The following is a 22517-nucleotide window of genomic DNA, read 5'->3' as shown; positions in this document are numbered from 1 at the left end:
GGTGGGGGATAGGTCTTTAGACCTATTGAACCTGTTTGGGCGCTGGGGTGGTGACGGCGGCGGCGGAGTCGGAGGAAGATTTTGTTAGCGGAAGAGGCGCTGGAAGAAGCCGCCGATGCCGGGGTCTTCGCGGTATTGTGGGGGGCCGCCATAGTAGCCGGGGGGAGGCGGGATGAATTCGGGGGTGAGGGGATCGTTTTCTTCGGGGACGTTGTCGGGGGTGAACTTGACGTCATGGGCGGTGGGGCGGTCTTCGATGTCGTGGAGGATTTTGGCGATGATGGGGGCTGCGGTGCCGCCGCCGGAGAGGCCGCCCTGCCCTGCATTGCCCTCCACCATGACGGCGAAAGCGAGGGGCGGATTGGTATCCACGAATCCGGCGAACCAAACGACGTTGGCCTTGGCTCCGCGCAGCACCCACTGGGCGGTGCCGGTCTTGCCGAAGACGGCGACTTTTTTCAGGCGTGCGGCTTTGCCGGTGCCGCGGGCGTGATTGACGACGCCGAACATGCCGCTGCGGACGGTTTCGAGGTCCATCTGACTGACGGGCATGAGGGCCTCACGACAGGGGATGCTGACGTCTCCGAGGCGGCCGCTCTGGGACTGGGTATGGGAGACGAGGCGGGGGCGCGGACGGCAGGTGCCATTGGCGAGGGTGGCCATGACCATGGCCATCTGCAGGGGGGAGGCCTCGGTGACGCCCTGACCGATGGAGAGATTGGCGAGGTCGTGATTGGACGGGGCGCTCTGGGGAAGGTTTCCGGTGGCGGTCTTGAGCGGGAGCACCGGGGCGGTGCCGAGGCCAAACTCGTGCGCCATGTAGAGGATGGGGCGGTCCCGGGTGACCATGGCGGACTGGTAGAAGTAGGTGTTGCAAGAGCGGATGAGGGCGGCGCGGGCATTGAAGAAGCCGTGATCGTCTTTGGACCAGTTGTCGAATTCGCGGCCGTCGATCATGAGGGAGGGGCCGCATTCGAACTCCATCTGGGCGCCGACTGTGCCGGCGCGGAGTCCGGCCATGACGACGATGGGCTTGAAGATGGAGCCGGGCGGGTAGGTGCCGAGGAGGGCGCGGTCGAAGAGGGGGCCGTCAATGTCCTGCGTGAGGGCGGTGAAATCGGCGGAGGAGATGCCGCCGGCGAAGGCATTGGGATCGTATTGCGGGAGGCTGGCCATGGCGCGGATGTCTCCGGTGAAGGCATCGACGATGACCATGGCGCAGCGGTGCTTGGACTGGGCGAGGGCGCTCTCCGCGAGGCGCTGGGTTTCGAGATTGAGGGTGGTGACGACATCGCGCCCGGCGGCAGGCGGGGCAAAGACCTGCTGGTAGACGACGCTACCAGCATCTGCCATCATGAGGCAGAGTGTGCCATCGGTGCCGGTGAGCTGCTTGTTGTATGCGGCCTCCAGGCCTGTGGCACCTTTGGTGCGCTGCCAGAGGGGTTCATTGCGGAGGATGGCGCCGGCGGGCGGTGCGCCGTCTGAGGAGACGTAGCCGAGGCGGCCATGCCTTTGTGCGGGTAGTGGCGGAGGTACTCGGTGCGGAGAGTGGCGCGGGGGTGCTTCTGGGGGTCGATGGTGAGGTCCTGGGGGAAGGCATCGCTGACGGTGACGACGAGAGCTGTGGCAGGATTCGTAGTGACGCTTGAGGTTTCGCGCTCGGGCAGGCGTGCGGAAGATCGGCCTTGGTAGCGTCGATTTCCTGCTGAAGCCAGGCGGTGTAGGTCCTCCAGGGTGCTGCGCTTGTCTGCGGGGACGGTGAACTGGAGGCGGCGGACGGTGGTGTTGTTTTACGCGAAGGCGGCCTTTGCGGTCGAGGATCTGCCCACGGGGCGCGGGGATGACGAAGTAGAAGGGCTTGACGTCGGAGCGTGAGCAGTTGCCTGGGACAAGCCTCGGGGACTCCCTGGGACGGGGCGAGATCATGTCCTGTTACCGTGACAGCGGGGGGGCATGAGTGCGGAGTAGGGCGGCGGCGGGTTCTGCGCTGTGAACTTGAGCAGTGGCCAGGGTGAGTGTGCAGGCGGCGGTGAGCGCGGAGAGAGGTGCCGAAGCGCCTGGTGGAACTGCCTGAGGGTGGTGGGGGCGGTGGGCGCGGCGAGCCATGTGTCATGACTGAGCGCGGCCCGGGGGGCGGACGGCGAGGGGGGGATCACAGGCAGGAAATGTGGAAAAAGATACCGCGCAGCAGGGCAGACCGCCAACAAAACTGGCGTCTGCTAATAATCGTGTGTGAGGGTGGTTTGGACGCGCCGGGCGTGAGGGAGTTCACTTTTTTAAGGGGATGGCTGCGGTGGCGGTCTTTTTTGGCAAAGGAATGGACGCACATGGGGAGAACGGAGAGAGGACCGGAAACTTGAACCAAGGGATACACGGAAGGAGGATCTGATTTGAGGAACTGCAATAGCGGTTCACTCCCCTGCCCTGCCTGCATGGGGTGTGCGGGTGCAGAATCATAAACGCAACGAAGCGCTGGGGTGCGATGCCCCGAAGGAAGGAAGCGATTCACCATGAAAACTCAGGATTTGCCCAAGACCAAGGCGACGGCGGAGGATGCGCTGGGGAATCTGCCGCTGGCGCTGAAAATTGCGTCGCCTCGGCTGGCGGAACTGGAGACGTGGGACGCGGCTGCGGGTGAGTCAGGGTACCGTGTGGTGCCGGAGGATGAGGCGGAGCGGGAGGAAGTGGAGGATGGGGAGAGGGAGGCGTGAGGAGGCTCGATCTTGGGGGGGGGCAAGCGCAATCTTGAAAGGGTGCAGCTGCCGCTTTCGAGCGGCGCGTGATGGGGCGTGGGGGACTGAGCCAAGAGAGATTACCGGCTGCCGCTTTCGGGTATTTGCTGGTAGGCGTGGTCAGCGAGGATGGCGAAAGCGGTAGCTGTGGTCTGGCTGGGAGGAGCGAAAGATGCGGACAACACGATGAGGAATGAGCGGGATCAAGAGGATGCCCCCCTGACGCCGCCGGAGCAACCACCCTGCCGGAGACCTGAAGCTGAGGCAGGGTTTCTATCATGCTCCATTTGGGGCCCAGGCCATGGGGAGGTTCGGGGGGATGGCATTCGCGACTTTCGCTGCCATTTTCTTTCGAGTGGGAACGTTTAACTATGACAGATGGACGCTCCTAAATACTTTCATCAGGAGGAAGCTCATGCGGTTTTTCGACCTGCTGGCGAGCTGACGCTGGCGGAGGTGGTGGGGATGGTCGCAGAGGCGATCTCGTTTGCGCATGAAACGGGTGTGGGCCGGCTGATGGTGGTGCTGACAGAGGTGACGGGGATCCCATCGCCAAAGCTGACCGCACGGTATCAGTTTGTGCGTGAGTGGGCGAAGGCTTCGGAAGGGAGGGTGCGAGTGGCCGTGGTGACCACGGCAGAGATGATCGACCCCGGCCGATTTTGTGTGACGGTGGCGACGAATGCAGGGCTGGAGGCGGATGTTTTCGTGGATGAGGCGAAGGCGCTTGAATGGCTGGTGGGGGCCGTGGGGATGATGCTGGCGGAGTGACGGCGGAGGCATTCGATGGAAGCGGTGTTATTGGACGGGCTTCCCCTGCCTTGGCGGCGGCCGACTCAAACCTCTCCGGCATTAAGGTTTTCTTTATTATTAAATGGCGGGACTCTGCCGCTCTGGGCGTCCATACTGCCGGCGCAGCACTGATCAACAAATCACTGAGAATGTAGTCCCTAAACACCCTACTTGCTGTTCTTGCAGTCACTTCGGTGACGCAAATCCACGCTGGCCCGCCGCCCCCCTCAGGGCATCGCGGCGGCTTCCGAACCCGCTGTGTCTGCCATCAGTGGCAAACTGGACGCCAACTATGGCGCGGTCAATCGTGCCTCCACACGAGGTGTGGCGGGATCGCTCTCGGTGCCGCTGGGCCACCGTTTTGGCGCGCAGTTTGACGGGCTGTATCAGCATGGTTTTTCGACGAACATGTATGGCTTGGGCACACACTTTTTTGCGCGTGATCCAAGCAAGGGACTGATCGGTCTGGCCTCAAGCTGGACGACGAGCCAGAAGTTCATGGATGTGATCGTGGGGATGGAAGGCGAGTATTACTTCGACAAGGTGACGCTGGTCACCGTGGTCGGGTGGAACAACTACGACTCGCATGTGGCCACCGCATTTCCGGGACTGGCGACGCATCAAAACTTTGTGGCGGCGCGCGTGTATGGGGCGGTCTACCCGATGGATGACCTGATGGTGCGCCTGGAGTACAAGAGCCGCTTCAACCACAACTTCTATCTGGCGCATGTGGAATGGCAGACGCCGATGAGTGGTGTAGCCGTTTTTGCGGATGCGGGCGTGGGTGACAACAACTTCGCCATGGTGATGGGTGGTGTGCGCGTGTACTTCGGTGGCAGCAAGCCGCTGAAGGATCGCCACCGCAAGGACGACCTGTCTAACATGGGATCAAACTTCAACGGCACGAACAGCGCGGGCTCCAGCGATACTGCAAGCCCCGCACCTGCTGGGCGCCCCCACGCATGGACGACTGAGCCGATGCGACGGGCCTGCTGACCTTGGCTGCATGATTTGAAAAACGCCCAGCGCCCCCCCCTGCCGGGCGTTTTATGTGCAGATGGGAAAAGGTAAAGTTTTTTTTAGACCAGTTAAGTCTGAGTCTTGTTGATTCGTGAAGGATTGGAGTGGACGTTTCAATCAACTTTCTATGATGAAACTCCTACTTACTCTCTCACTGTTTGCGACACTGGCAGCCACCTCAGTCTCTGAACTCCATGCGGGCGAACCTGTACCAGGGATCGTAGCGGCGGCTGCGGAGCCTGCGGTCTCGGCCATCAATGGCAAACTGGATGCGAACTACGGCGCGATCAACCGCGCCTCCACGCGGGGTTTGGCGGGATCACTCTCGGTGCCGCTGGGTCAGCGCTTTGGTGCTCAGTTTGACGGGCTGTATCAGCATGGCTTTTCGACGAACATCTTTGGCGTGGGATCGCACTTCTTTGCGCGTGATCCGGGCAAGGGGCTGATCGGCTTGGTGTTCAGCGGGATGACGAGCCAGAAGTTCACGGATGTGATCGTAGGCGCGGAGGGTGAGTATTACTTCAAGCAGGCGACGCTGGGCGCGGTGGCGGGGTATGACAACTACGACTCGCACGTGCCAACAACGTTTCCGGGGCTGGCGACACACGAGAGCTTTGTGGCGGCACGACTCTACGCGGCGGTGTATCCGGTGGATGATCTGATGGTGCGGCTGGAGTACCAGAACCGCTTTAACCACAGCTTCTGCATGGCGCACGTGGAGTGGCAGACGCCGATGAAGGGTGTGGCGATCTACGCGGACGGCGGTGTGGGTGAGAACGGCTACGCGCATCTGCTGGGCGGGCTGCGCATCTACTTCGGCGGAGACAAGTCGCTGAAGGACCGCCACCGCCAGGATGACCCGGACAATGTGAACTCGACCTTCATCGGCACAAACAGCGCGGGGTCCACGAACACTGCGCCTGCGCAGGAAGCGCCGCCAGCGGAAGAGTGCCATGGCGGGTGCGAATGCTGCTGATGCGAGGTTGTTTGTTTGAGGTGTTGTAAAAATGCCCGGCGGGAGATCCTGCCGGGCATTTTTTTGTGGTTGGAGGGCCTGCCTGCGAGTGGAGCGTGATCTTTAAATGACTGTTTATTCGAACAGTTTCTAAGTTTGTGCCATGGGGTGAGGCATGAACCCGAGTCCCCGTAATCTAGCTGAAATGGCCGCTGCAATCCAAGGTACGGAAGTGGCCGCACGGCAGTGGCTGCAGGCGGGTTTTTTGCCGGGGGATGCGGCGGCGTATGTGCATGCGGGGTGCTTTGATGTGAACCGCACGGAGGAGCTGCGGAGGGCGTGCATCACACCGAGTGAGATCGCGGCGCTGGGGCTGGGCTGGGACTTCTGCGCGGGCAAGGTGGCGCTGGAGGAGCTGCGGGTGAACGGGAGTGCGCAAGCGAAACTGTGGGGTGCGGGCCGGAGAGAACGCTGAACGCTCAACATTGAACCATCATGGAGTGGCGCCCTGATTTTTGGCAGGATTTTCGATGCTGGGCTAGTCGATTTGATGGACGGGAATGATGCCCTGCTTGACGGACCACTCCAGGGCGGCGGCTTTCCACTGCTCCCAGAGGGGGCCTTTGCAGCCGTTGAAGCCGTGTCCGCCGGCGGGGAGTTCGAGGAGTTCGACGGGGAGGTGGTGGTATTTCATAGCAGCGACGAACTGGCGGCTGTTTTCGATGGGGACGGGCTTGTCATCGATGGCGTGGGCGAAGAAGACGGGCGGGGTGTCTGCAGTGACCTGGAGTTCGTTGGAGTATAGGCGCTGGAGATCGGCGGGCGGGTTTTCGCCGAGGAGTTCTTTGCGGGAGCCGGTGTGGGTGTACTCGCCCATGGTGACGACGGGGTAGATGAGCCAGGCGAAGCTGGGGCGTGAGCTAAGGCGCTCGATGGGATCGGTGGCGTCGGGCTGTCCGGCATCGAAATGGGTGGTGGCGGTGGAGGCGACGTGGCCGCCGGCGGAGAAGCCGAGGATGCCGGTGCGCTGGGGATCGATGTGCCAGCGTTTGGCATTGGCGCGGGTGAGGCGGAGGGCGCGCTGGGCATCGAGGAGGGGGACCGCATGGCGGAGCTTTGGCAGGCGGTATTCGAGGATGATGCAGGCGATGCCGTGGTCATTGAGCCACTGGGCGATGGGGTAGCCTTCGCGGTCGGTGACGTGGCGGATGTAGCCGCCGCCGGGGCAGAGCACGATGGCCATGCCGCTGGCTTTGGCGGCGGGCGGGAGGAAGACTTGCAGCTCGTGCGTGCTGGCTTCGAAGGTGCCATCGCCCACGGGGGCTTTGCCGGGCCAGAGGGCGATGCGCTCGGTGGGTGTGAGCCGGGGCGCGGGTGTGGTGGTGGCTGCGGTGACGGGCTTTGCGGGGACTTCAGCGGCGGGGGTGTGCGAAGTGAGGCAGAATGCGATTAAGAGCAGGCAGTAGAGAGTAAAAGGGCGCATGGGGACAAAGTGATTAGGAGGAGGAACGAGAAGAGTACGTGGGATTGAAGAGAAGCTCTGTTCTAAATCGAGGAATCATGAATTTGTCTGGATCGATTGCCGTGGGTGAAACGGCGGGATTTTAACCGCTGATAAGACGCTAATTCAGAGGACCTGAAATTTGGATTCAGCTTGTGGCAAGCCGCTTACTTTGCAGGAGCGGGTGCGGGCTTCGAGGTGTCGTCGCGCTGGGTGGTGACTTGGTAGGCTTTGCCGTTGGTGGTGACATTCACGTTGCCGTGGAGGCCGGTGACGTAGGTTTGGGTGCCGAGGGCCTGGAGGTCTTTGGTGCTGCGGATGCCTCTGGCATAGCGGGGGAAGACGCTGGCGATGGAGACTTCGGGGTGGGTGGCTGCGCCGAATTCTTTGGGGATGGGATGGATGCCGTGACCCGGGGCTACCAGAATGTGGCATTTGAGCTTGGATTGATCAACGAAGGGCATGAGGCTGGCTTCGATGTCTTCGGTCTGGATGTCGCCGGGAAGGAGGAAGACGATTTCCCCAAACTGGATGCGGAGGGCGAGGGAGTTGGCGTTGACGAGGAAGTGGGAGGGGCTGTCGTTCTTGGGGCGGCCGGGGAGCTTGGGATCTTTGAAGAAGGCCTTGGGCGGGGCGATGACTTCGATCTTGAGATCGGGATCGAGCGCGAGGGTTTCGCCAGCGGTGGCGCTGAGGCAGGCTCCGCGTGCGCGGAATTCTTCGCGGACGCGGGTGTAGTGGTCGAGCTCGGCTTTGTTGGTGCCGAGGTAGTCGGCTTCGGCGTCGCTGTGGAAGAGGTAGCCGCAGTCGATGAGGCGCTTGATTTGGAAATGATCCTTGAGCCAGAGGAGGCCGCCGAAGTGATCGTAGTGAGCGTGGCTCATGAAGATGCCGTCGATGCTGGTGACGCCCGCCTTGGCGAGGTGCGGGGCGATGAGATCGCGCCCGGCATTGAAGTTGGCGAGCCAGCCGTCTGAGGAGAGTTTTTCAGGGTGCGCGGTGCCGGTGTCGTAGAGCCAGGTCCTGCCGGAAGGCGTGCGCATGACGATGGCCAGCCCCGCGCCGCGCTGGATGTCCGGGATCTCAAGAACGGTGAAGCTGAAGGTGGGCTCTGCGGCGGGGACGTGGGTGGTGAGGAGGGTGAGGAGCAGCAGGGCGGAGAGAGTGCGAAGGGGCATGGGGACTGGGAGAATGAAGAGAGGAGTACGTGATCGCGGGCGGGATTCACAGCTGAGTTTAAAAGGCTAGAACACCGGCCGGAAACACCGTTTATCAGCGTCATGTCAGCGGTTGGAGATTTCAGATCAGCTGCGTGACGAACGGTGGGCCGTGGGTGAAAACGATTGGATTTTTAACCGCTGATGAGACGCTGACGTGACGCTAATTCAAATGTCCGGAACTCCAGAAATGCCGTTTCCAGGTGGTAGAGCTGGCGATGAGTGTGAGTGGAGCAGCAGCGGCGGCTTTCTATTCTCAGAGATCGTAGAGCAGCCGGGCGGCGCTGCTGGCGCCGGGGGGGATCTCAGGGATGGACTGGAAGCGGAGGTCGGGGATTTCGGCGGTTTCGGCGGCGGTTTGGACGGAATCGGTGACGAGGATTACCCAGGGCTCGGCGGTGTCTTCGCCGAGCTTGCTGGCGGCGTTGACTTCGCGGCCAAAGACATCGGAGTCGCCGATGCGGAGGACATGGCCGTAGCCGATGCCGATGCACTGCAGGATGTGCTCTTCCTGGGGCCTGCCGGTGTTGTATGCTTTGGCGGTGCGCTGCATGTCGATGGCGCACTGGAGGGCGCCGGCGACGGTGCGGAAGATGATGAGCATGCTGTCTCCTTCGACCTTCAAGAGGATGCCGTCGTTTCTGTCCACGCAGGGGGTGAAAATGCGCTGGGCCTCATAGATGATCTGCAGGAAGTGGACGATGCCGAATTCGGCGACGTGGCGGGAGAAGCCGGAGAGATCGGTGAACATGACGGCCCAGGTCTCGCCAAAGAGATTCCAGATGCGGGCGTCGATGGCGGCGCGGTCTGCGCCGGGGGTGAGTCGCTCGGCGAGGAGTTTTTCGAGGCGCTCCTGCGAGGCGTGGATGCCGACTTCGTGGACGGAGGACATGAGGGGTTCCATTCTCAAAAGGCGGGGACGAGGGTGAGGGGCCGGTGGGGCGCTGTGACGGAGGGAACGGCGGGCATGGAGGTTTTCGAAAGGGGCGTGATGCTAGCTTTGCCGTGGGCGATGCCAAGGTTTTCTTCGGCGGGGGAGCGGGGATGGGGCGGCGCTCGGTGGGAAATCGGAGGCGGGACGCCTCGATCCGTTGACAGGCGGGACGCCGGTCCTCCGGGGGGGAAGTGAACGCGGGGCGCTGGAGGATTGGCAGCAGTGGGGCCACTTTGGTCGAGATCGGCACCCGGCAGACGCTTCAGGGGCGCTGGACTCCCCTGCCCGACTTCGGACGCTGGATGCCACATTCTATTGTCATTGGCGCGATGGACGAAATTGTTTCATCGGCCAAGTCGGTCCCGGTCAGCCCTGATCAGGGCTGCTTGCACTACCTGCCACCTCAATCACAAAAAATACCAGCCATGGGAGATTCCATGGGCTGGTATTTAATGCTATCCTATCCGGGCTGAGCGGGGTCCCGGTCTTTAGGCTGGCAGGGCGATCTCGGCTTCGGATTCGCTTTGTGCTTCGGCTGGGAGGGCCTGATAGGCGGCGGTGACTTCGGTTTCGAGTTCTTCCTCTTCGGAGGAGGCGGCTGCCTCGTCTGTGGCGGTGGCTTTGGCGGCTTTGGGTTTGCGCGGCTTTTTGACGGCTACTTTCTTGGCGGCGGGCTTGGTGACTTCTGCGGCGACTGCTGGGGCTGACTCGTCCGGGAGGGAGGGGAGAAGGTAGATGCTGCAGTTGCAGCAGAGGACGAGCGCGGCGTCTGCGTGGCGCATGTCGGCGAGCTGGCCGCTGGGGAGGGCGAGATGGCAGCCGCCGCAGGTGTTGTTGCGCATGCGGGCGGCGCCGCGCTTGCCACGGGAGAGGCGGGCGTCGTAGTGAAGGAGGACGGAGGCGGGGATGCGGGTGCGCAGGCCTTTGGCCTCCTGGGTGAGCTCGATGCTGCGGGCGCTCTTGGGCTCGAGGCGTTTTTTGGCGAGGTCGATGTCGCTGAGCTGGGCGAGGTCTGTGAGGAGCGTTTCGGTGGCGATGGTGGGGGTCATGGTCAGGGGTGGGTGCGGTGCGGGGGTGGTGAGGTTGTCTGAGAGCAGGACACGAGGGGCTAAGACTCGTGGTTTGGGCGACGGAATGATCTCCGGCGGTGTCTGCGCGGTTCTTCATGCGCGGGCGGGTGCACCTGCGGGTACAAGGCATGGTGTGGAGGTGATAAGCAAGCGGGATGGGCTGCGATGATGAGGCGGCGAAAAAGGGCGGGGGAAATGCAAATGAAATTTTGAGAGAGAGGTTCTTGGTTCGACGAATCGGCAGAAGGATTCCGGGAAAGTGACACGGTTCCGGATACCATCTTATACCATGGTGACGAAGGGCTCTGGGTGGAGCGGGATCTGGGGGGGACGTTCGGATTTGCCGCAGAGGGGCGGAGATTGAAGGGCTGACTCTTTGGATGTTGGCGCCCTCTTGATTCTTTTTAAGGGGGAGATGCGCGGGCTTTGAGTTTGATGGGCAATTTTGAAAATGGGTCCGGCAGGTTGGTGAAGTAGGTGCAGAGTGGGGAGCTTGAGGAACGTATTCTCTGCGGCTCGAAGTTCCTTTGTGACTTTGGCTGGTGGTGGAACGTGCGCTGCATTGCCTGAGCGAGCTGCTGCGAGGCCGCGAAGTGAACCTCACGACTTTTATTGATATGAATTCTTTTTCCCATTACCTGAGCAGCGGCCATGCGTGGCTGTATGTGCCTGTGGCGATTTTGCTGGGGGCGCTGCATGGGCTGGAGCCGGGCCACTCGAAGACGATGATGGCGGCGTTTATCATCGCGATCCGCGGGACGGTGTGGCAGGCGGTGCTGCTGGGTCTCTCTGCGGCGATGTCTCACTCGCTGCTGATCTGGGTGCTGGCGGCGGTGGCGCTGCAGTACGGCGGGCACTGGAATGCGGAGACGGTGGAGCCGTACCTGCAACTGGGCTCTGCGGCGCTGATCCTGGGGCTGGCGGTGTGGATGTTTATCAGGACGCGCCGTGAGGTGGCGGAGGCTGCGGCGCATGGGATGGGGCATGGGAACGGGCACTCGCATTCGCACGAGCATGGGCATTCTCATGAGCATGGCGATGGAGCTGCGGGGATGTTTGAGCATGAGGTGGTGATGCCAGCGGGATTCAAGGCGCCGAGTCTGAGGGCGGGCGGCAAGCGCACGCATGGGTCGCATGGGGGGATGCTGCTGGACACTGGGCATGGGTGGCTGGAGATCGCGGTGCATGAGGACGGGGTGCCGCCGCGCTTTCGGATCTACCCGTGCACGGCGAGCGGTGCTGCGGTGCCGCTGCCGAAGGGCAATTTGTTAACGCTGGAGACGGCGCGGCTGGATGGGAGCACGCAGGTGTTTCAGTTTGAGCCGGGGGCGGGCTTCTGGGAGGCGACGGCGATGCTGCCGGAGTCGCATGAGTTCATGGCGACGCTGACGCTGGGCCATGCGGACCATGCGCACACTTACCGGCTGAAGTTTGCGGAGGCGGCGCAGGGGCATAAGCCCGGGCATGGCCACAGCCATGCGCCGGTGGTTGCGGAGGAGGTGCGGCCGGAGGGGGATGTGTACCAGGATGCACATGAGCGGGCGCACGCGGAGGACATCGCGCGGAGGTTTGGCAGCAAGCATGTGACGACGCCGCAAATCGTGATGTTTGGGATCACGGGCGGGCTGATGCCCTGCCCTGCGGCGTTTACGATCCTGCTGGTGTGCCTGCAGCTGAAGAAGGTGGCGCTGGGCTTTGCGATCGTGGGGGCGTTCAGCTTTGGGCTGGCGCTGACGATGGTGACAGTGGGCGCGGCGGCGGCGTGGAGCGTGCAGCATGCGCAGAAGAGATTCAGCGGCTTTGGCGAGTGGATGCGGAAGGCGCCGTATGTGTCATGCGTACTGCTGACGCTGCTGGCGGGCTACATGGCCTGGGCCGGATGGCATGGGCTGGTATACGGACCCGGGCATGCGCACTGAGAAGCAGCCTGACCATGGGGGAATTTGCAGAGAAGAGTGGCGGGGAAAAACTTACTGGTAGGTGGTGGCAGCAGCGCGTTTTGAGCTGAGGACCTGACGGCGGCCGTCGGCATCTGCGATGGATTGGATATTGGCGCGGCCTTTGATCCAGCCCATGCTGACGCTGACTTCGACAAAGTAGTTTCTGCCGGGCTGCACGGTCAGGGTGGTCTGCTGGATGTTCTCAGTGGCGGTGACGATGAGGGTGTGCTGGCCGGGCGGGACGCTGAGAAGCTGGTAGGTATTGGGGGCGAGTGCACCGGTGATGCGGCCATCGAGAATGGTCTGAAAGACGAGCGCCGAGCCAACGCCAAAGCCGCGGGTGACGTAGATGCTGGCTCTGCCGGACTGAGGTGGGAACTGCTTGGCCTCGGCATCGGCGGATGAAGAAGCCAAGGGAACAGCGGCGCAGCTGACGAGGAGAAGGCTGCTGAGGGCGAGTGCGAACAGGCTCAGTTTTTTCATGACTGGTTCTTTCTGTTTTTGAATGGTCGGGCGGGGTGCATGGATTTGATCCGTGTGCCAGAGTCTGGCAGCAAGGGGGATTCGTCCGGCAGGCGGGATTGGGATCAAGCATGGCACAGTGGAGCGCAAGAGACACCATGCAGCGAGGGTCTGCGGGGGGGGGGCTCACCCTGCTGAATGAATGTGCAAGCGGGCTTGAACCAGGTGCGGCCATGCGCCATCTTGGATGGGTTGGGTTTAACTGCGCCTGATCTCCTCATGAAAAAATTTGCTGTCATCGTTCATGGTCAAAACTTTCTGATTCAGGACAAGGACGACAAGTTTCCGGGCCTGAGGGAGTTTTACATCCATGCGTATCCGGAGGCTGACACTGCGAAGGAGGCCGAGGGCAAGGCGCTGGAGCTGGTGAGAGAGCTGCTGAAGGCCAGGGAGATGGTGAGGAATGAGCCAGGGAACGCGCCGGTGCTCGTGATGGATGAATGTGTGGAGGTGGCTGAATGGCCCGATTGCTCACGACCGCTGAGCGGGTTTGTGTTTATCGAGGCGTCGAAGACTTGATTGAGGCTTCCGGGGAGGAATGCCACCGCAGAGCCGCTTGCACTCTGGGCGGCCGGACCGGGGAGTGATGGCGGCTGCTGAGGGGGGGCTCCCCTGCCCTGTGGTGGTGGTGGGATGGAGGCTTTGCGTTGAGTGACGCAGATGGTTTTCCGTGGGGTGGGCCTTGACGGTCTGCGGGGGCTTTGATTTGCCTGCGGGTATGCGCGGTGCCATCTTGCGGCCATGCAGCCTGGGGATATTGGCCGGAGTTATGATGGGAGGCCGGGCGCTGGATGTGGGGTGCGGGTGCCATGGGCGCTTCCTCCGGCTGCTGGAGCTGCGGGGCTATGCGGTGGAGGGGCTGGATGTGTCGGCACGGATGATCGCCCTGGCGCGTGAGCGGCTGCCGCACATCACGTTTCACCATGCGGATGTGTGCGTGTGGGAGCCGGAGGGGCGCTATGATTTGATCTCGGCGTGGGACTGCCTGTGGCATCTGCCGCTGGCGCGCTGCGCGGAGGTGCTGACAAAGCTGTGCGGGGCGCTGGCTCCGGGCGGGGTTTTCATCTTCACTTTCGGCGGGCTGGATGCGCCGGAGGAGCGGCTGGATGCGAGCATGGGGGTGCCGGTGAATTACAGCACGCTGGGGGTCTCACTGACGCTGCAAACTTTGGCGGCGACTGGCTGCGTGTGCCGGCACCTGGAGTATGATCAACTGCCGGAAAAGCATGTGTTTGTAATCGTGCAGCGGGTGTAGGCTGGATGCTGGTTCTTGGTTGGTAAACAATGGATTGGGGTGTGCGTTGACGGTTGATGGGGCGGGGACTAGGTTTTGGCACATGACTTCACCTTTGCTCAAACTTCATCTCGGGGCGTTCAACTGTCCGCAGGAGGGGTGGTACAACACGGACATCACGCCGCATATCTGGGTGACGAGGGTTCCGGGGCTGCCGTGGCTGCTGCGGAAGGTGGGGCGCATCACGCAGGCGCGGCTGGAGGAGCATGAGCAGGGGGTGTTTAAGAAGCTGCATTACCTGGATGTGACGAAGCGATTTCCGCTGGCGGACAACAGCTGCGCGTGCGTCTTCAGCTCGCACATGTTTGAACATATTTTTGTGTGGGATGTGCCGCGGCTGCTGAGTGAAATTTTGCGCGTGCTGGCTCCGGGCGGGGTGGTGCGGTTTGTGATCCCGAGCCTGGACCACTACGTGAAGCTGTATGATCCGGAGGACCCGACGGCGATGCTGCTGGGCATCCTGGAATACGATGGCACAGGGGTAAAAAACCGGCACCAGTGGATGTACACAGAGTCGTCTCTGTGCAAGCTGCTGACGAAGCATGGCTTTGTAAACGCACGGGCGTGCAAGTATCGCGAAGGGAAATGCGCAGACTTGGAGCGGATTGATAACCGGCCGGAGAACAGCATTTATGTGGAGGCGGAGAAGGCGGCGGGCTAGTTGGTCGAAATTACTTCACGATTACCTGTGCCTTGCTCTTGCTTATTGATCATCCTCATTGGTGGCAGCTGATCGATGGTGACCTTTGGAAGGCTCCACTGCTGACGATTTTTGCCCCTTGGATAACAATGACACACCAGCAAAGTTAGCATCACGATCATTGGCTTTAGAGCCTGTTATGAGCTTTGAAAAGCGCTGGGCGCAAGGGCAGCAGCGGTGCCCCCCCTGGGGCATCTGCTAGCGGTGAAAGTGAGGGACAGTGAATGATGCCTGTCGTGAGACACAATGATGAGTGTCCCATTGCTCGACAGCGCCAAGGACGGTTCCAGCGTTAGGTCCACAGTGCCGAGCCGACGAGCTATTTTGCGACAGCCGGGGGCTATGAGATGAAGACAGCAGAGAAAGGAGGGAACGCTGCGTTTTTTTATGCCAGGACCTTGTTCAAAAAGTTCCGGGTGATTTGCTGCACGCGCTCATCGGGGCCAAACGGGCGGGACCAGTGTGACCACGGCAACGTGTGGCCGGGCGGATGGCTGAGTCCCTGGCACCAGAAGATGGTCGCGGCATTGAAGATGATGTTGCCTTTCGGCCCGGGATAAACGGTGGCGGTGTAGTGAGAAAGTGTTTCGCCGCCGACCCACACAGGCCCCTCGGCAATGATTTCCAGGCCGGGTATCTCGGTCGCGGCGAGGTTGTGGTACTCCCAGCCGACGAGGCCGGGAATACGATCGCCTTTTTTCATGCCCGTGCCTTCGAAAATCCAGTGACCGGGATTGGTCACGATCCAGTCGCCACCGCCGTTGATGGGCCTTCCGTTGCGTGCGCCTATCAGCAGGCCCTCGTCGGGACCATGCTCCGGGAATGGGCCGTTCTTTTCAAGACGGTCCTTCACATAGTCCTGCTGGCCGCCGTAGGGGCCGCCGCGAAACATGATGCGGTTTTCACGCCCGTCGAAGCCCGCGCGCATGGGCGTCACCCAGCATACCGCGTTGCCGGAGAGGAACATCAGGTTCACCCCAGCATCGCGCATCTTTTCGACGCTGCGGAACTGGCGGATGTCCCAATACTCATCGTGGCCGACGCTGATGAATGTCCGGCACTTCAGGCCACGATCTGGTGTGAGCATGTCGCTGTTGGAGCAATAGCTCACATCGTAGCCGTGCTGTTCCAGCCAGTAGGAGAGCGGCTGCTCGAAGGAGGTAAACTCGCCGGAGCCGACCGAAAGCGGGTCATTAACGATGCCGGTGTATTGCGACTGCCGTCCGTAAGGCCGGTCGAAGCTCACATCGGCCCACGGTCCCTGGTTGCCCTTTGGATGCGTGTAGACTGAATAGTGAGTGGGCCAGCGGTTGTAAGCCTGCCAGGTGTTGTCCGAGCACTGAAACAGAATGTCCGCAGGCCGCTCATCGCGGACGATGAAGATGACGTAGCTCTGCCAGTATGGCTTGTCAGGCTGCTCCGGCAGCGTGGTGAGCCGGCCAAGATAGACTCCACTCACCCAGTCCTCGGGAATGGCGAGTGTCGTGGTGGGCTCCCACCGGCATTCGTGGAGGTCCTTTTCGCCAGGCTTTGGCATCGGCTGCGCCTTGCCATCGAAGGGCCCGAGCACTTTCATCAGTCGCGCCCCTTTGCCGCCGTAGTAACCCGTGCGGAAGATCTCGATCGTGAACTTCGCTGCGGGCGCTGTCGAGACCATGATGTCGATCGTCTCGCCCGCCTTCACGCTTTGCCGCGAGCAGTAGCCCTCGATCCACGGCGAGCGAAAGCCATCCGACTTGTCCAGCCGCACCCGGGAGAGCTGCCAGTCGAGCGTGCCTTCCCTGGCATTCTCCATGGCGATGACATTGCTCCGCGCGGACTGGGCAGCACGCGTGGCCCCGGGGGCTCCAGCGAGCAGGCCGCCACCAAGCGCGCTGGTGGCGGAGGTTTTCAAAAAGGCACGGCGGGAGAAATCGGATGGGGTTGGATTGTCGGGTGTCATAAGGTCATTGCCATGCCGCTCGGTCCACGCGGTCTAATCTGCATGCAGCTACGCCGGGAGGTCTGCGGACCTGCGTAGCAAATGCATGTTGAGGTTGGAATCTCCGAACACATGACGAGTGCCATCTACGTGCCCAGCGGGGTCAATTGTGCGTGTTAATTCTGCCTGCTAAGCGAACAGCGATGCAATCGGACGGCCCTGATCCGTGATCGGCACCGGGCGGTCCCCGTCGTGAAGGCTGGCGGTGTAATCCACGCCGACAGCGGCGCAGAGGGTGGCAAAGAAGTCGGGCACGCTGACGGGATTCGTGACGATCTTTTTGGCGAGGTCATCGGTATCGCCCCAGGCTCCGCAGTGGCGCAGGCCGCCTCCGGCCAGCACGCAGCTGAAGGCGCTGCCCTGATGGCCGCGCCCACCTCCGCCGTCAAACTCGGGCGGACGACCGAACTCGGTGGTGATGACGATGAGTGTCTTGTCGAGCAGCCGGCGGCTTTCGAGATCGGTGATGAGCGCGGCGACGGCGCTGTCGAGTTCCTTGATCAGCTCGTGCTGTTTCAAGATGCCCTGATTGTGCGCGTCCCAGCCGGTGCCGTTGAGGAAGTTCAGGTTGTGCGAGACTTCGACGAAGCGCACCCCCTGCTCGACCAGTCTGCGGCTGAGCAGGCAGCGCTGGCCAAACTCACCGCCGTAGCTCTGGCGCAGCGCACCGGGCTCCTCATCGAGCTGGAAGACGCGGTTGAACGCCGGGCCGCTGAACCTCAGGCTTTGCTCGATGGCGGCATCGTAGCTCTTCAGCCTCGGGTCGCTGGTCGGAGGTGCGCTGGCTTGCAGCGCGGAGAGAAACTGGCCCCGGCGCTGCTGACGCGCGGTGCTGACATCAAGCGGACGGGAGAGACCTGCCGGACCGCGACTGGTGTCCGTGAGATAAAGATACCCGGACTGCGCGCCGAGGAAGCCGGGACCGCGAGTGACGTTCGGATAGCCGATGAGCACATACGGCGGCGCTTTGTCTGAAGCGGGGCCGCGCTGGTGGGTAATGATCGAGCCGATGGAGGGGTAGCTGATCGTGCCGCTGATCGGACGGCCGGTGTGCATGCGGTTGGTGGCCGCGGCGTGTTCATCAATGACATCGTGATGCACGGTGCGCACCGCCGTCACGCGATCCATGAGCGGCGCGAGCCTGCGAAGATGCTCGCACACACGAACGCCGCGCACCGCCGTGTCGATGGAGTCGTAGTAGGAGCCCGCTTTTTTCACCTGTGGATCGCCGCGCCGTTTGGGATCAAAAGTGTCCGTCTGCGCCATGCCACCCCCGAGCCAGATGGAGATGACGTGCTCGGCCTTGCCCTGGATGAGCGGAGGCGCCGGTGCGGCAATGAGCGGGCGGGAAAACGCGGCTGTGCCTGCGAGCGAGGCGGTGGAGCTGAGAAAGTGTCGGCGGTTCATCAAAAAAGTAAGTTCAAGGTTTCCACACGAACTCGCGGTCATTGATCAGACTCCAGACGAGGTCTTCATAAATCTCCCGCCAGGCGCTGCGCAGTCGTGGGTCAGGTGGCGGGCCTTGGCGGACGCGCTTTTCGACTTCGATCTGGATGGAGTTGGCTTCGGGGCTCACGTGATTCAGCCACGTCACCTGCGGCAGCGGTTCGACGGCTTTGGGCGTGGATTGCTCGGCGGCAGGGACGAGCCGCGTGGCGAAGCCCTCGCGCAGCGCGGGCAGCAAGGCATCGCGCTCCGCAGTGCGCGGCTTGCGGCTGAGGAAGCGCAGGAAGACTTCCTCGATGAGCGCTTCGGGCGACTTCGCCTGCACCGCGAGATCGGCCAGCTCGCTGCGCCATGAGGCGCGGGAGAGTGCTTGCACCAGCGTGCCATTCGCGAGGATGCCAGGCTGGAGAAGATTTGGGTCCGTGGGACGATCAAAGATGGGCATCTGCCGCGAGCCGTTCCAGCCAAAGGCCTCCAGCACGTCCACCGTTGTTTGCGCGTGAGGCAGGGCCAGGCTGGGACGGTCGCGTTCGTTGTTCAGACTGGCGAACATCCACGCGCGATGCGGCACGCCGAGCGTCTGCCTGCGGTCCAGCGCATGACGGCCATCATGGACGAAGGTGATCTCCTCGGAGTCGATGGCCTTTCCTGCGGCGGAGTGCAGCGAATCCACAATCTCTTCCGCCGTGAGCCGCCGCCGTCCCGGCGCGCTGAAAAAGCGCTCGTTTGCAGACAGCGCGGCGAGGTTGTCCGTCGTGGGCTCGCGCTGATAGGCGGCAGAGGTCACCATGAGTCGCAGCAGATGCCGGAGATCATAATCGTGGGCGATAAAATCAGCGGCCAGCCAGTCGAGCAGCTCAGGGTGGCTGGCATCGCGACCTTCCCAGTCGTGGGCAGGCTCGACAAAGCCTGCGCCCATGAGCCGCTTCCAGATACGGTTCACATAGACACGCGCAAAGCGCTGGTTCTCCGGCGCGGTGACGAGCGCTGCAAAACGCTCCCGCGTGTCTTTCGGATCGTCCATCAAGCGGTCGATGCGGCGGCCATCCGCCGTGCCTGTGGCGGCGGCAAAGGGCCACTCGGGCGTGACAGGTTCGTCGGGCTTGAGCGTGACTTTGATGAGAGACTCGCGGCCTTTTTTCTCGAAGAAACCGGCGGGCACTCGGCTCGTGGCGGGTACCGTCACCGTCTTGCGCGAGAGCATCGCCGCGAGCGAATAAAGATCGCGCTGCGTGGTGCTGTGGTAGGGCGAATCATGGCAGCGCGCGCACTGCAGCTCGATGCCCAGAAACGCGGAGGCGATGATGTGGCCCTTCGCGGCAAAGGGTGCGTCATTTTCCCCGGCGAGAGCGAATCCCGCGCTGCCGCCGCGCCCGACATCGCCGCGCATCATCATCAGTTCCGTGACCATGCGGTCGAGGCTTTTGCCGTCGCGCAATGCATCGAGCAGGAACCACCGAAACGGTCCGGTGCTGTTGAGTGAGGCATTGATGAGCGTCGGATTTTCCGCAAGCACATCGAGCCAGTCGGCCATCTGGTGCTCCGCGCCGCGTGCGTCTGAGAGCAGGCGCTCGATCAGGCGCGCACGCTTGTCAGGCGCGGAGTCAGCGAGAAAGGCACGCGCTTCCGCAGCCGTAGGCGGCAGGCCGATGAGATCGAGGCTGAGACGGCGGAGAAAGGCCTCGTCGCTGGCGAGCGCTGACTTGGCGAGCTTTTCGGGCGCGACCGGCGTGGCGGGCCAGACAGCTCCATCGCGAATCCACGTCTCCAGCTTCTCGATCTGCGCCTTAGCAAGCGGTTCGCCCGACGGCGGCATGACGAGCGAATCGTCTTCAGAGCGCAGGCGCACGATCATCTCGCTGGCCTCCGGTTTGCCCGGCACGATCGAGGGAATCTCCGAATCGCCTCCGCGCACGGCCGCTGCACGCGAGGTCAGCTTCAGCCCGCCTTTGTCTTTTTCGCCGTGGCAGCGGAAGCACTTCTCCTGGAGGATGGGCAGGATGTCTTTTTGAAAAGCGCCCGAGTCGCCAGTTGATGCGGCGTTTGATGCGACTGCGACTGCGATCTTCGCATCGATGAAGGCATCAATGGGGTGCCCGCCTTTGGGTGGAGCAGGCGCGGGATTTTGCGTCACCCATTCGCGGGCGAGGTCGTGTCGCTTTTGCCAGAATGCATCTCGCGAGCGTGCCGCAGTCCGCCGATGTGTGTCATCCAGATCAGACAAGGCTTTCTCCATCTGAGCCAGTACAGGCTCCACGGCTGCATCGGTCAATGGCAGGCCGGGCTTGCTGCCAGCGTGGAGAATGGAAAACGACCTGCCGTCCTCGGTCTCGATGGCCACGCACAGCTCGCCGGTTTCAGTGCGCTGGTTTTTGCCACCGACCACCACTTCGAGGACAATGCGCCCTTTGCCTCCGCGAAGCTGCGCCGTTCCAAACACTTCTTGATGATGATAGTCCTTCACACGCAGGCCAGGCAGTGGTGGAGTCGCCAGTGGCGTGACGTCATCGTGTCCGTTTGGCGTGCTCCCATCGGCCGGCTTCGTCTCGGCGATCATCACGCCATCCACCCACAGACGGGCCAGCGCACGGGCCCGCAGCAGAAACCGCCGCGACCCCTCTGGCAGCGCCACATCCGCGGCCATGCGCAGCAGCAGCGGCGATTTCCACTCTGAGCGGATGCCCCAGTCATCGTAGCGCAGCGGCACACGCGGCAGCAGGAACGTATCGCTCATCCAGCGGTCCGTCTCCGCTGGCAGCTCCGCCTTGGCAGGCCAGCGGTTAAAGGCGGAGAGCCCCTCGCTGAACTGCACGAGCACCTTTCCATCAGCAATTGGCCCCAGCTTTGGCATCGCCGGTTTCTCCGGGAGCACCACCAGCGGGCCGCCCGTGCGCCGGCAGTGTTTCGAGATCTCCGCATCGCTCAGAGCGCGGCGATGGATGACCAGATCATCCAGAAAGCCCTGAAGGCTGTTCCCCGCGCTACCGCCCAGCGATGAGCCGATCCAGACATCGTCATCATCCACCACGGGCGCTTTCGTGGTGGCTCCGTCCACGCTCCAGACTCCGTCAGTCACCACTCCGTCGATCCATCCGCGCATCGTTTCCGGCCTGCCAAACTCGTAGGCCATCGCCACATGATGCCAGCCCGTCTTGACCTGAAAGGACGCCGCTGAGTTCCAAAGGTGCCAGGTGTTGCCACCACCGGGTGCAGGAGCGCTGGCAAAAAGAAAACTCAGGTGCGCCAACCCCTCACTACCGCCGATGACCCGCAGCGACCAGTTCTGATTGTTGCGCGCGAAATGCGGCGAGTTGGTGCGTCCCTTGCCGATCAGATACACCGGCTGCCCGGGGCTGATCTTGTCCAGCTTCACCCACGTCTCCAGCGTGATGGCATCGCCATTCGTGAAATCGAACGGGCTCTGCGCTCCCGTGTCCTTGATCTCATAGCGCGAGCCCCTGCCCTGCAGCTGAATGGCCGTGTTGTCCGCCTCAAAGTCCGGAAACTCCGGCGGCCGCGGCCCCGCCTGATCCCGCACCACCCCGCCCACCGCGATCAACGGAGCCGACTCCTCCTGCCCAAAGTCCAGTTGCAGCACTGGCCTGCCATCATTCGCGTGCAGCCCCATGCCTGAGGCGTGAAACAGGGCGGATAACACCATCAGGGCTCTCAGATTCATGCTTTCTTTGCGCGAAGGGGTTGAATGACGTTGCGGTAGCTCTCACGCAGGAGCGTGATGTCCGTCTCGATGGCGAGGTGGGTGAAGCCGAGTGCTTGCAGTTCGGCAAAATCATCCGTCTGCCGGCAGAGCAGACCACAGGCCTTGCCAGCCTCCCGGGCTGCGGACGCGACCTCGCGCAGACACGCGGCAAAGTCGAGACGAGCGCGCTCCGGGTAGGATTGAAGCTGGAGCTTCAAATCCATTGGTCCGATGAAGAGCACATCCACCCCATCCACGGCGGCAATGGCCCGCGCGTTTTCCACGCCTTCGATGGTCTCGATCTGTGCATAGAAAACAGGCTGCGGCATTTCGCGATGGAGGCCGTAGTCATAGGCTCTCACCATGCCAGCCAGGCCGCGGTCGCCACGCGGTGGATAGCGCATGGCACGCACACAGGCGGCCGCCTTCTCTGCGGTGGACACCATCGGCACCATGATGCCAGCCGCACCCCAGTCCAACGAACGCGCGATGAGTTCAGGATGCGGTGCGCCGACCCTGACGATGGCGGCGGCATGGCGAATCACCTGGATCTGTGAAAGCACCGCCGTCTCCGTGCCGCAGCCATGTTCAAGGTCGATGAGCAACCAATCGAAGCCGCTCAAATCAGCGAGCTCGGCGACGATGGGAGAACCGGTCTGCAGCCAGGAGCCGAGCTGGAGGTCAGAGCTGCGTGCTTCAGTTTGCATGAGAAA

Annotated in this window: 19 protein-coding genes; 9 read left to right on the top strand and 10 right to left on the bottom strand. The window is 62.4% G+C overall.

Translation table 11 applies throughout. From position 1 onward, the window contains the following. Positions 1-84: 84 nt before the first annotated feature. Positions 85-1356: a penicillin-binding transpeptidase domain-containing protein gene (locus ACILSL_RS18410; protein ID WP_395733522.1), complete on the bottom strand. Its 1272-nt coding sequence runs from the start codon at positions 1354-1356 to the stop codon at positions 85-87. Positions 1357-2510: 1154 nt separating this feature from the next. Here ACILSL_RS18410 and ACILSL_RS18405 point away from each other — a divergent pair. The 5 genes from ACILSL_RS18405 (at position 2511) to ACILSL_RS18385 (ending at position 5974) form a co-directional block, all read left to right on the top strand. Further along, positions 2511-2711 (top strand): hypothetical protein, encoded by a 201-nt coding sequence (locus tag ACILSL_RS18405; RefSeq protein WP_395733521.1) that lies wholly within the window; start codon positions 2511-2513, stop codon positions 2709-2711. A gap of 399 nt (positions 2712-3110) precedes the next feature. Beyond that, the gene (locus tag ACILSL_RS18400) at positions 3111-3503 is read left to right on the top strand and encodes a hypothetical protein (protein ID WP_395733520.1); all 393 of its coding nucleotides are present in this window, start codon (positions 3111-3113) and stop codon (positions 3501-3503) included. Positions 3504-3782: 279 nt separating this feature from the next. Further along, complete coding sequence (locus tag ACILSL_RS18395) at positions 3783-4520, top strand: hypothetical protein (RefSeq protein WP_395733519.1); 738 nt, start codon at positions 3783-3785, stop codon at positions 4518-4520. Between the two features lie 151 nt (positions 4521-4671). Next, positions 4672-5520, top strand: a complete 849-nt coding sequence (locus ACILSL_RS18390) for a hypothetical protein (RefSeq protein ID WP_395733518.1) — start codon at positions 4672-4674, stop codon at positions 5518-5520. Positions 5521-5674: 154 nt separating this feature from the next. Continuing rightward, positions 5675-5974, top strand: a complete 300-nt coding sequence (locus ACILSL_RS18385; protein WP_395733517.1) for a hypothetical protein — start codon at positions 5675-5677, stop codon at positions 5972-5974. A 63-nt stretch (positions 5975-6037) separates the two neighbouring features. Here the strand turns inward: ACILSL_RS18385 and ACILSL_RS18380 are convergent, their stop codons facing one another. The 4 genes from ACILSL_RS18380 to ACILSL_RS18365 all read right to left on the bottom strand — a co-directional run bounded on the left by ACILSL_RS18380 (position 6038) and on the right by ACILSL_RS18365 (position 10200). Continuing rightward, positions 6038-6982, bottom strand: a complete 945-nt coding sequence (locus tag ACILSL_RS18380) for an alpha/beta hydrolase (RefSeq protein WP_395733516.1) — start codon at positions 6980-6982, stop codon at positions 6038-6040. 185 nt (positions 6983-7167) lie between these two features. Continuing rightward, the gene (locus tag ACILSL_RS18375; protein WP_395733515.1) at positions 7168-8178 is read right to left on the bottom strand and encodes a ComEC/Rec2 family competence protein; all 1011 of its coding nucleotides are present in this window, start codon (positions 8176-8178) and stop codon (positions 7168-7170) included. Positions 8179-8473: 295 nt separating this feature from the next. Then, positions 8474-9109 carry an adenylate/guanylate cyclase domain-containing protein gene (locus ACILSL_RS18370; protein WP_395733514.1) on the bottom strand — a complete coding sequence of 212 codons (636 nt, stop codon included), beginning with the start codon at positions 9107-9109 and terminating at the stop codon, positions 8474-8476. Positions 9110-9639: 530 nt separating this feature from the next. Then, positions 9640-10200 (bottom strand): hypothetical protein, encoded by a 561-nt coding sequence (locus ACILSL_RS18365; protein ID WP_395733513.1) that lies wholly within the window; start codon positions 10198-10200, stop codon positions 9640-9642. Positions 10201-10838: 638 nt separating this feature from the next. Between ACILSL_RS18365 and ACILSL_RS18360 the strand changes: the two genes are divergently transcribed. Then, positions 10839-12140, top strand: a complete 1302-nt coding sequence (locus tag ACILSL_RS18360) for a sulfite exporter TauE/SafE family protein (protein WP_395733512.1) — start codon at positions 10839-10841, stop codon at positions 12138-12140. A 51-nt stretch (positions 12141-12191) separates the two neighbouring features. Here ACILSL_RS18360 and ACILSL_RS18355 read toward each other — a convergent pair whose 3' ends face one another. Beyond that, entirely contained in the window at positions 12192-12644 is a 453-nt protein-coding gene (locus ACILSL_RS18355; RefSeq protein WP_395733511.1) for a DUF2846 domain-containing protein, read from the bottom strand. 258 nt (positions 12645-12902) lie between these two features. Between ACILSL_RS18355 and ACILSL_RS18350 the strand changes: the two genes are divergently transcribed. The 3 genes from ACILSL_RS18350 to ACILSL_RS18340 all read left to right on the top strand — a co-directional run bounded on the left by ACILSL_RS18350 (position 12903) and on the right by ACILSL_RS18340 (position 14638). After that, complete coding sequence (locus ACILSL_RS18350) at positions 12903-13202, top strand: hypothetical protein (protein ID WP_395733510.1); 300 nt, start codon at positions 12903-12905, stop codon at positions 13200-13202. 250 nt (positions 13203-13452) lie between these two features. Next, a complete protein-coding gene (locus tag ACILSL_RS18345) occupies positions 13453-13938 on the top strand; it encodes a class I SAM-dependent methyltransferase (RefSeq protein WP_395733509.1) in 486 nt (161 codons plus the stop codon). Between the two features lie 82 nt (positions 13939-14020). Then, on the top strand, positions 14021-14638 hold the full coding sequence (locus ACILSL_RS18340; RefSeq protein ID WP_395733508.1) for a class I SAM-dependent methyltransferase: 618 nt from the start codon (positions 14021-14023) through the stop codon (positions 14636-14638). Positions 14639-15062: 424 nt separating this feature from the next. On the opposite strand, the gene ACILSL_RS18335 is transcribed toward ACILSL_RS18340, so the two are convergent. From ACILSL_RS18335 to ACILSL_RS18320, 4 genes are all read right to left on the bottom strand, one after another. Further along, positions 15063-16619 (bottom strand): N,N-dimethylformamidase beta subunit family domain-containing protein, encoded by a 1557-nt coding sequence (locus tag ACILSL_RS18335; RefSeq protein WP_395733507.1) that lies wholly within the window; start codon positions 16617-16619, stop codon positions 15063-15065. Positions 16620-16787: 168 nt separating this feature from the next. Beyond that, positions 16788-18065: a DUF1501 domain-containing protein gene (locus tag ACILSL_RS18330; protein ID WP_395733506.1), complete on the bottom strand. Its 1278-nt coding sequence runs from the start codon at positions 18063-18065 to the stop codon at positions 16788-16790. A 13-nt stretch (positions 18066-18078) separates the two neighbouring features. Continuing rightward, complete coding sequence (locus ACILSL_RS18325; RefSeq protein WP_395733505.1) at positions 18079-21783, bottom strand: DUF1553 domain-containing protein; 3705 nt, start codon at positions 21781-21783, stop codon at positions 18079-18081. Beyond that, entirely contained in the window at positions 21780-22511 is a 732-nt protein-coding gene (locus ACILSL_RS18320) for an HpcH/HpaI aldolase/citrate lyase family protein (RefSeq protein WP_395733504.1), read from the bottom strand. The genes ACILSL_RS18325 and ACILSL_RS18320 overlap by 4 nt, the downstream gene beginning before the upstream one ends. Positions 22512-22517: the final 6 nt, after the last annotated feature.

The sequence above is a fragment of the Prosthecobacter sp. genome (assembly GCF_044222345.1).
GTDB lineage: Bacteria > Verrucomicrobiota > Verrucomicrobiia > Verrucomicrobiales > Verrucomicrobiaceae > Prosthecobacter.
Note: the sequence above shows the minus strand (reverse complement) of the source record. Positions and strands in the feature narration are given on the sequence as shown.

Bases quoted from the DNA above. Each gene is read 5' to 3' on its own strand.
- ACILSL_RS18410 (WP_395733522.1), bottom strand. From the start codon at position 1,356: ATGATGGCAGATGCTGGTAGCGTCGTCTACCAGCAGGTCTTTGCCCCG.
- ACILSL_RS18405 (WP_395733521.1), top strand. From the start codon at position 2,511: ATGAAAACTCAGGATTTGCCCAAGACCAAGGCGACGGCGGAGGATGCG.
- ACILSL_RS18400 (WP_395733520.1), top strand. From the start codon at position 3,111: ATGGACGCTCCTAAATACTTTCATCAGGAGGAAGCTCATGCGGTTTTT.
- ACILSL_RS18390 (WP_395733518.1), top strand. From the start codon at position 4,672: ATGATGAAACTCCTACTTACTCTCTCACTGTTTGCGACACTGGCAGCC.
- ACILSL_RS18385 (WP_395733517.1), top strand. From the start codon at position 5,675: ATGAACCCGAGTCCCCGTAATCTAGCTGAAATGGCCGCTGCAATCCAA.
- ACILSL_RS18380 (WP_395733516.1), bottom strand. From the start codon at position 6,982: ATGCGCCCTTTTACTCTCTACTGCCTGCTCTTAATCGCATTCTGCCTC.
- ACILSL_RS18375 (WP_395733515.1), bottom strand. From the start codon at position 8,178: ATGCCCCTTCGCACTCTCTCCGCCCTGCTGCTCCTCACCCTCCTCACC.
- ACILSL_RS18370 (WP_395733514.1), bottom strand. From the start codon at position 9,109: ATGTCCTCCGTCCACGAAGTCGGCATCCACGCCTCGCAGGAGCGCCTC.
- ACILSL_RS18365 (WP_395733513.1), bottom strand. From the start codon at position 10,200: ATGACCCCCACCATCGCCACCGAAACGCTCCTCACAGACCTCGCCCAG.
- ACILSL_RS18360 (WP_395733512.1), top strand. From the start codon at position 10,839: ATGAATTCTTTTTCCCATTACCTGAGCAGCGGCCATGCGTGGCTGTAT.
- ACILSL_RS18355 (WP_395733511.1), bottom strand. From the start codon at position 12,644: ATGAAAAAACTGAGCCTGTTCGCACTCGCCCTCAGCAGCCTTCTCCTC.
- ACILSL_RS18350 (WP_395733510.1), top strand. From the start codon at position 12,903: ATGAAAAAATTTGCTGTCATCGTTCATGGTCAAAACTTTCTGATTCAG.
- ACILSL_RS18345 (WP_395733509.1), top strand. From the start codon at position 13,453: ATGATGGGAGGCCGGGCGCTGGATGTGGGGTGCGGGTGCCATGGGCGC.
- ACILSL_RS18340 (WP_395733508.1), top strand. From the start codon at position 14,021: ATGACTTCACCTTTGCTCAAACTTCATCTCGGGGCGTTCAACTGTCCG.
- ACILSL_RS18335 (WP_395733507.1), bottom strand. From the start codon at position 16,619: ATGACACCCGACAATCCAACCCCATCCGATTTCTCCCGCCGTGCCTTT.
- ACILSL_RS18330 (WP_395733506.1), bottom strand. From the start codon at position 18,065: ATGAACCGCCGACACTTTCTCAGCTCCACCGCCTCGCTCGCAGGCACA.
- ACILSL_RS18325 (WP_395733505.1), bottom strand. From the start codon at position 21,783: ATGAATCTGAGAGCCCTGATGGTGTTATCCGCCCTGTTTCACGCCTCA.
- ACILSL_RS18320 (WP_395733504.1), bottom strand. From the start codon at position 22,511: ATGCAAACTGAAGCACGCAGCTCTGACCTCCAGCTCGGCTCCTGGCTG.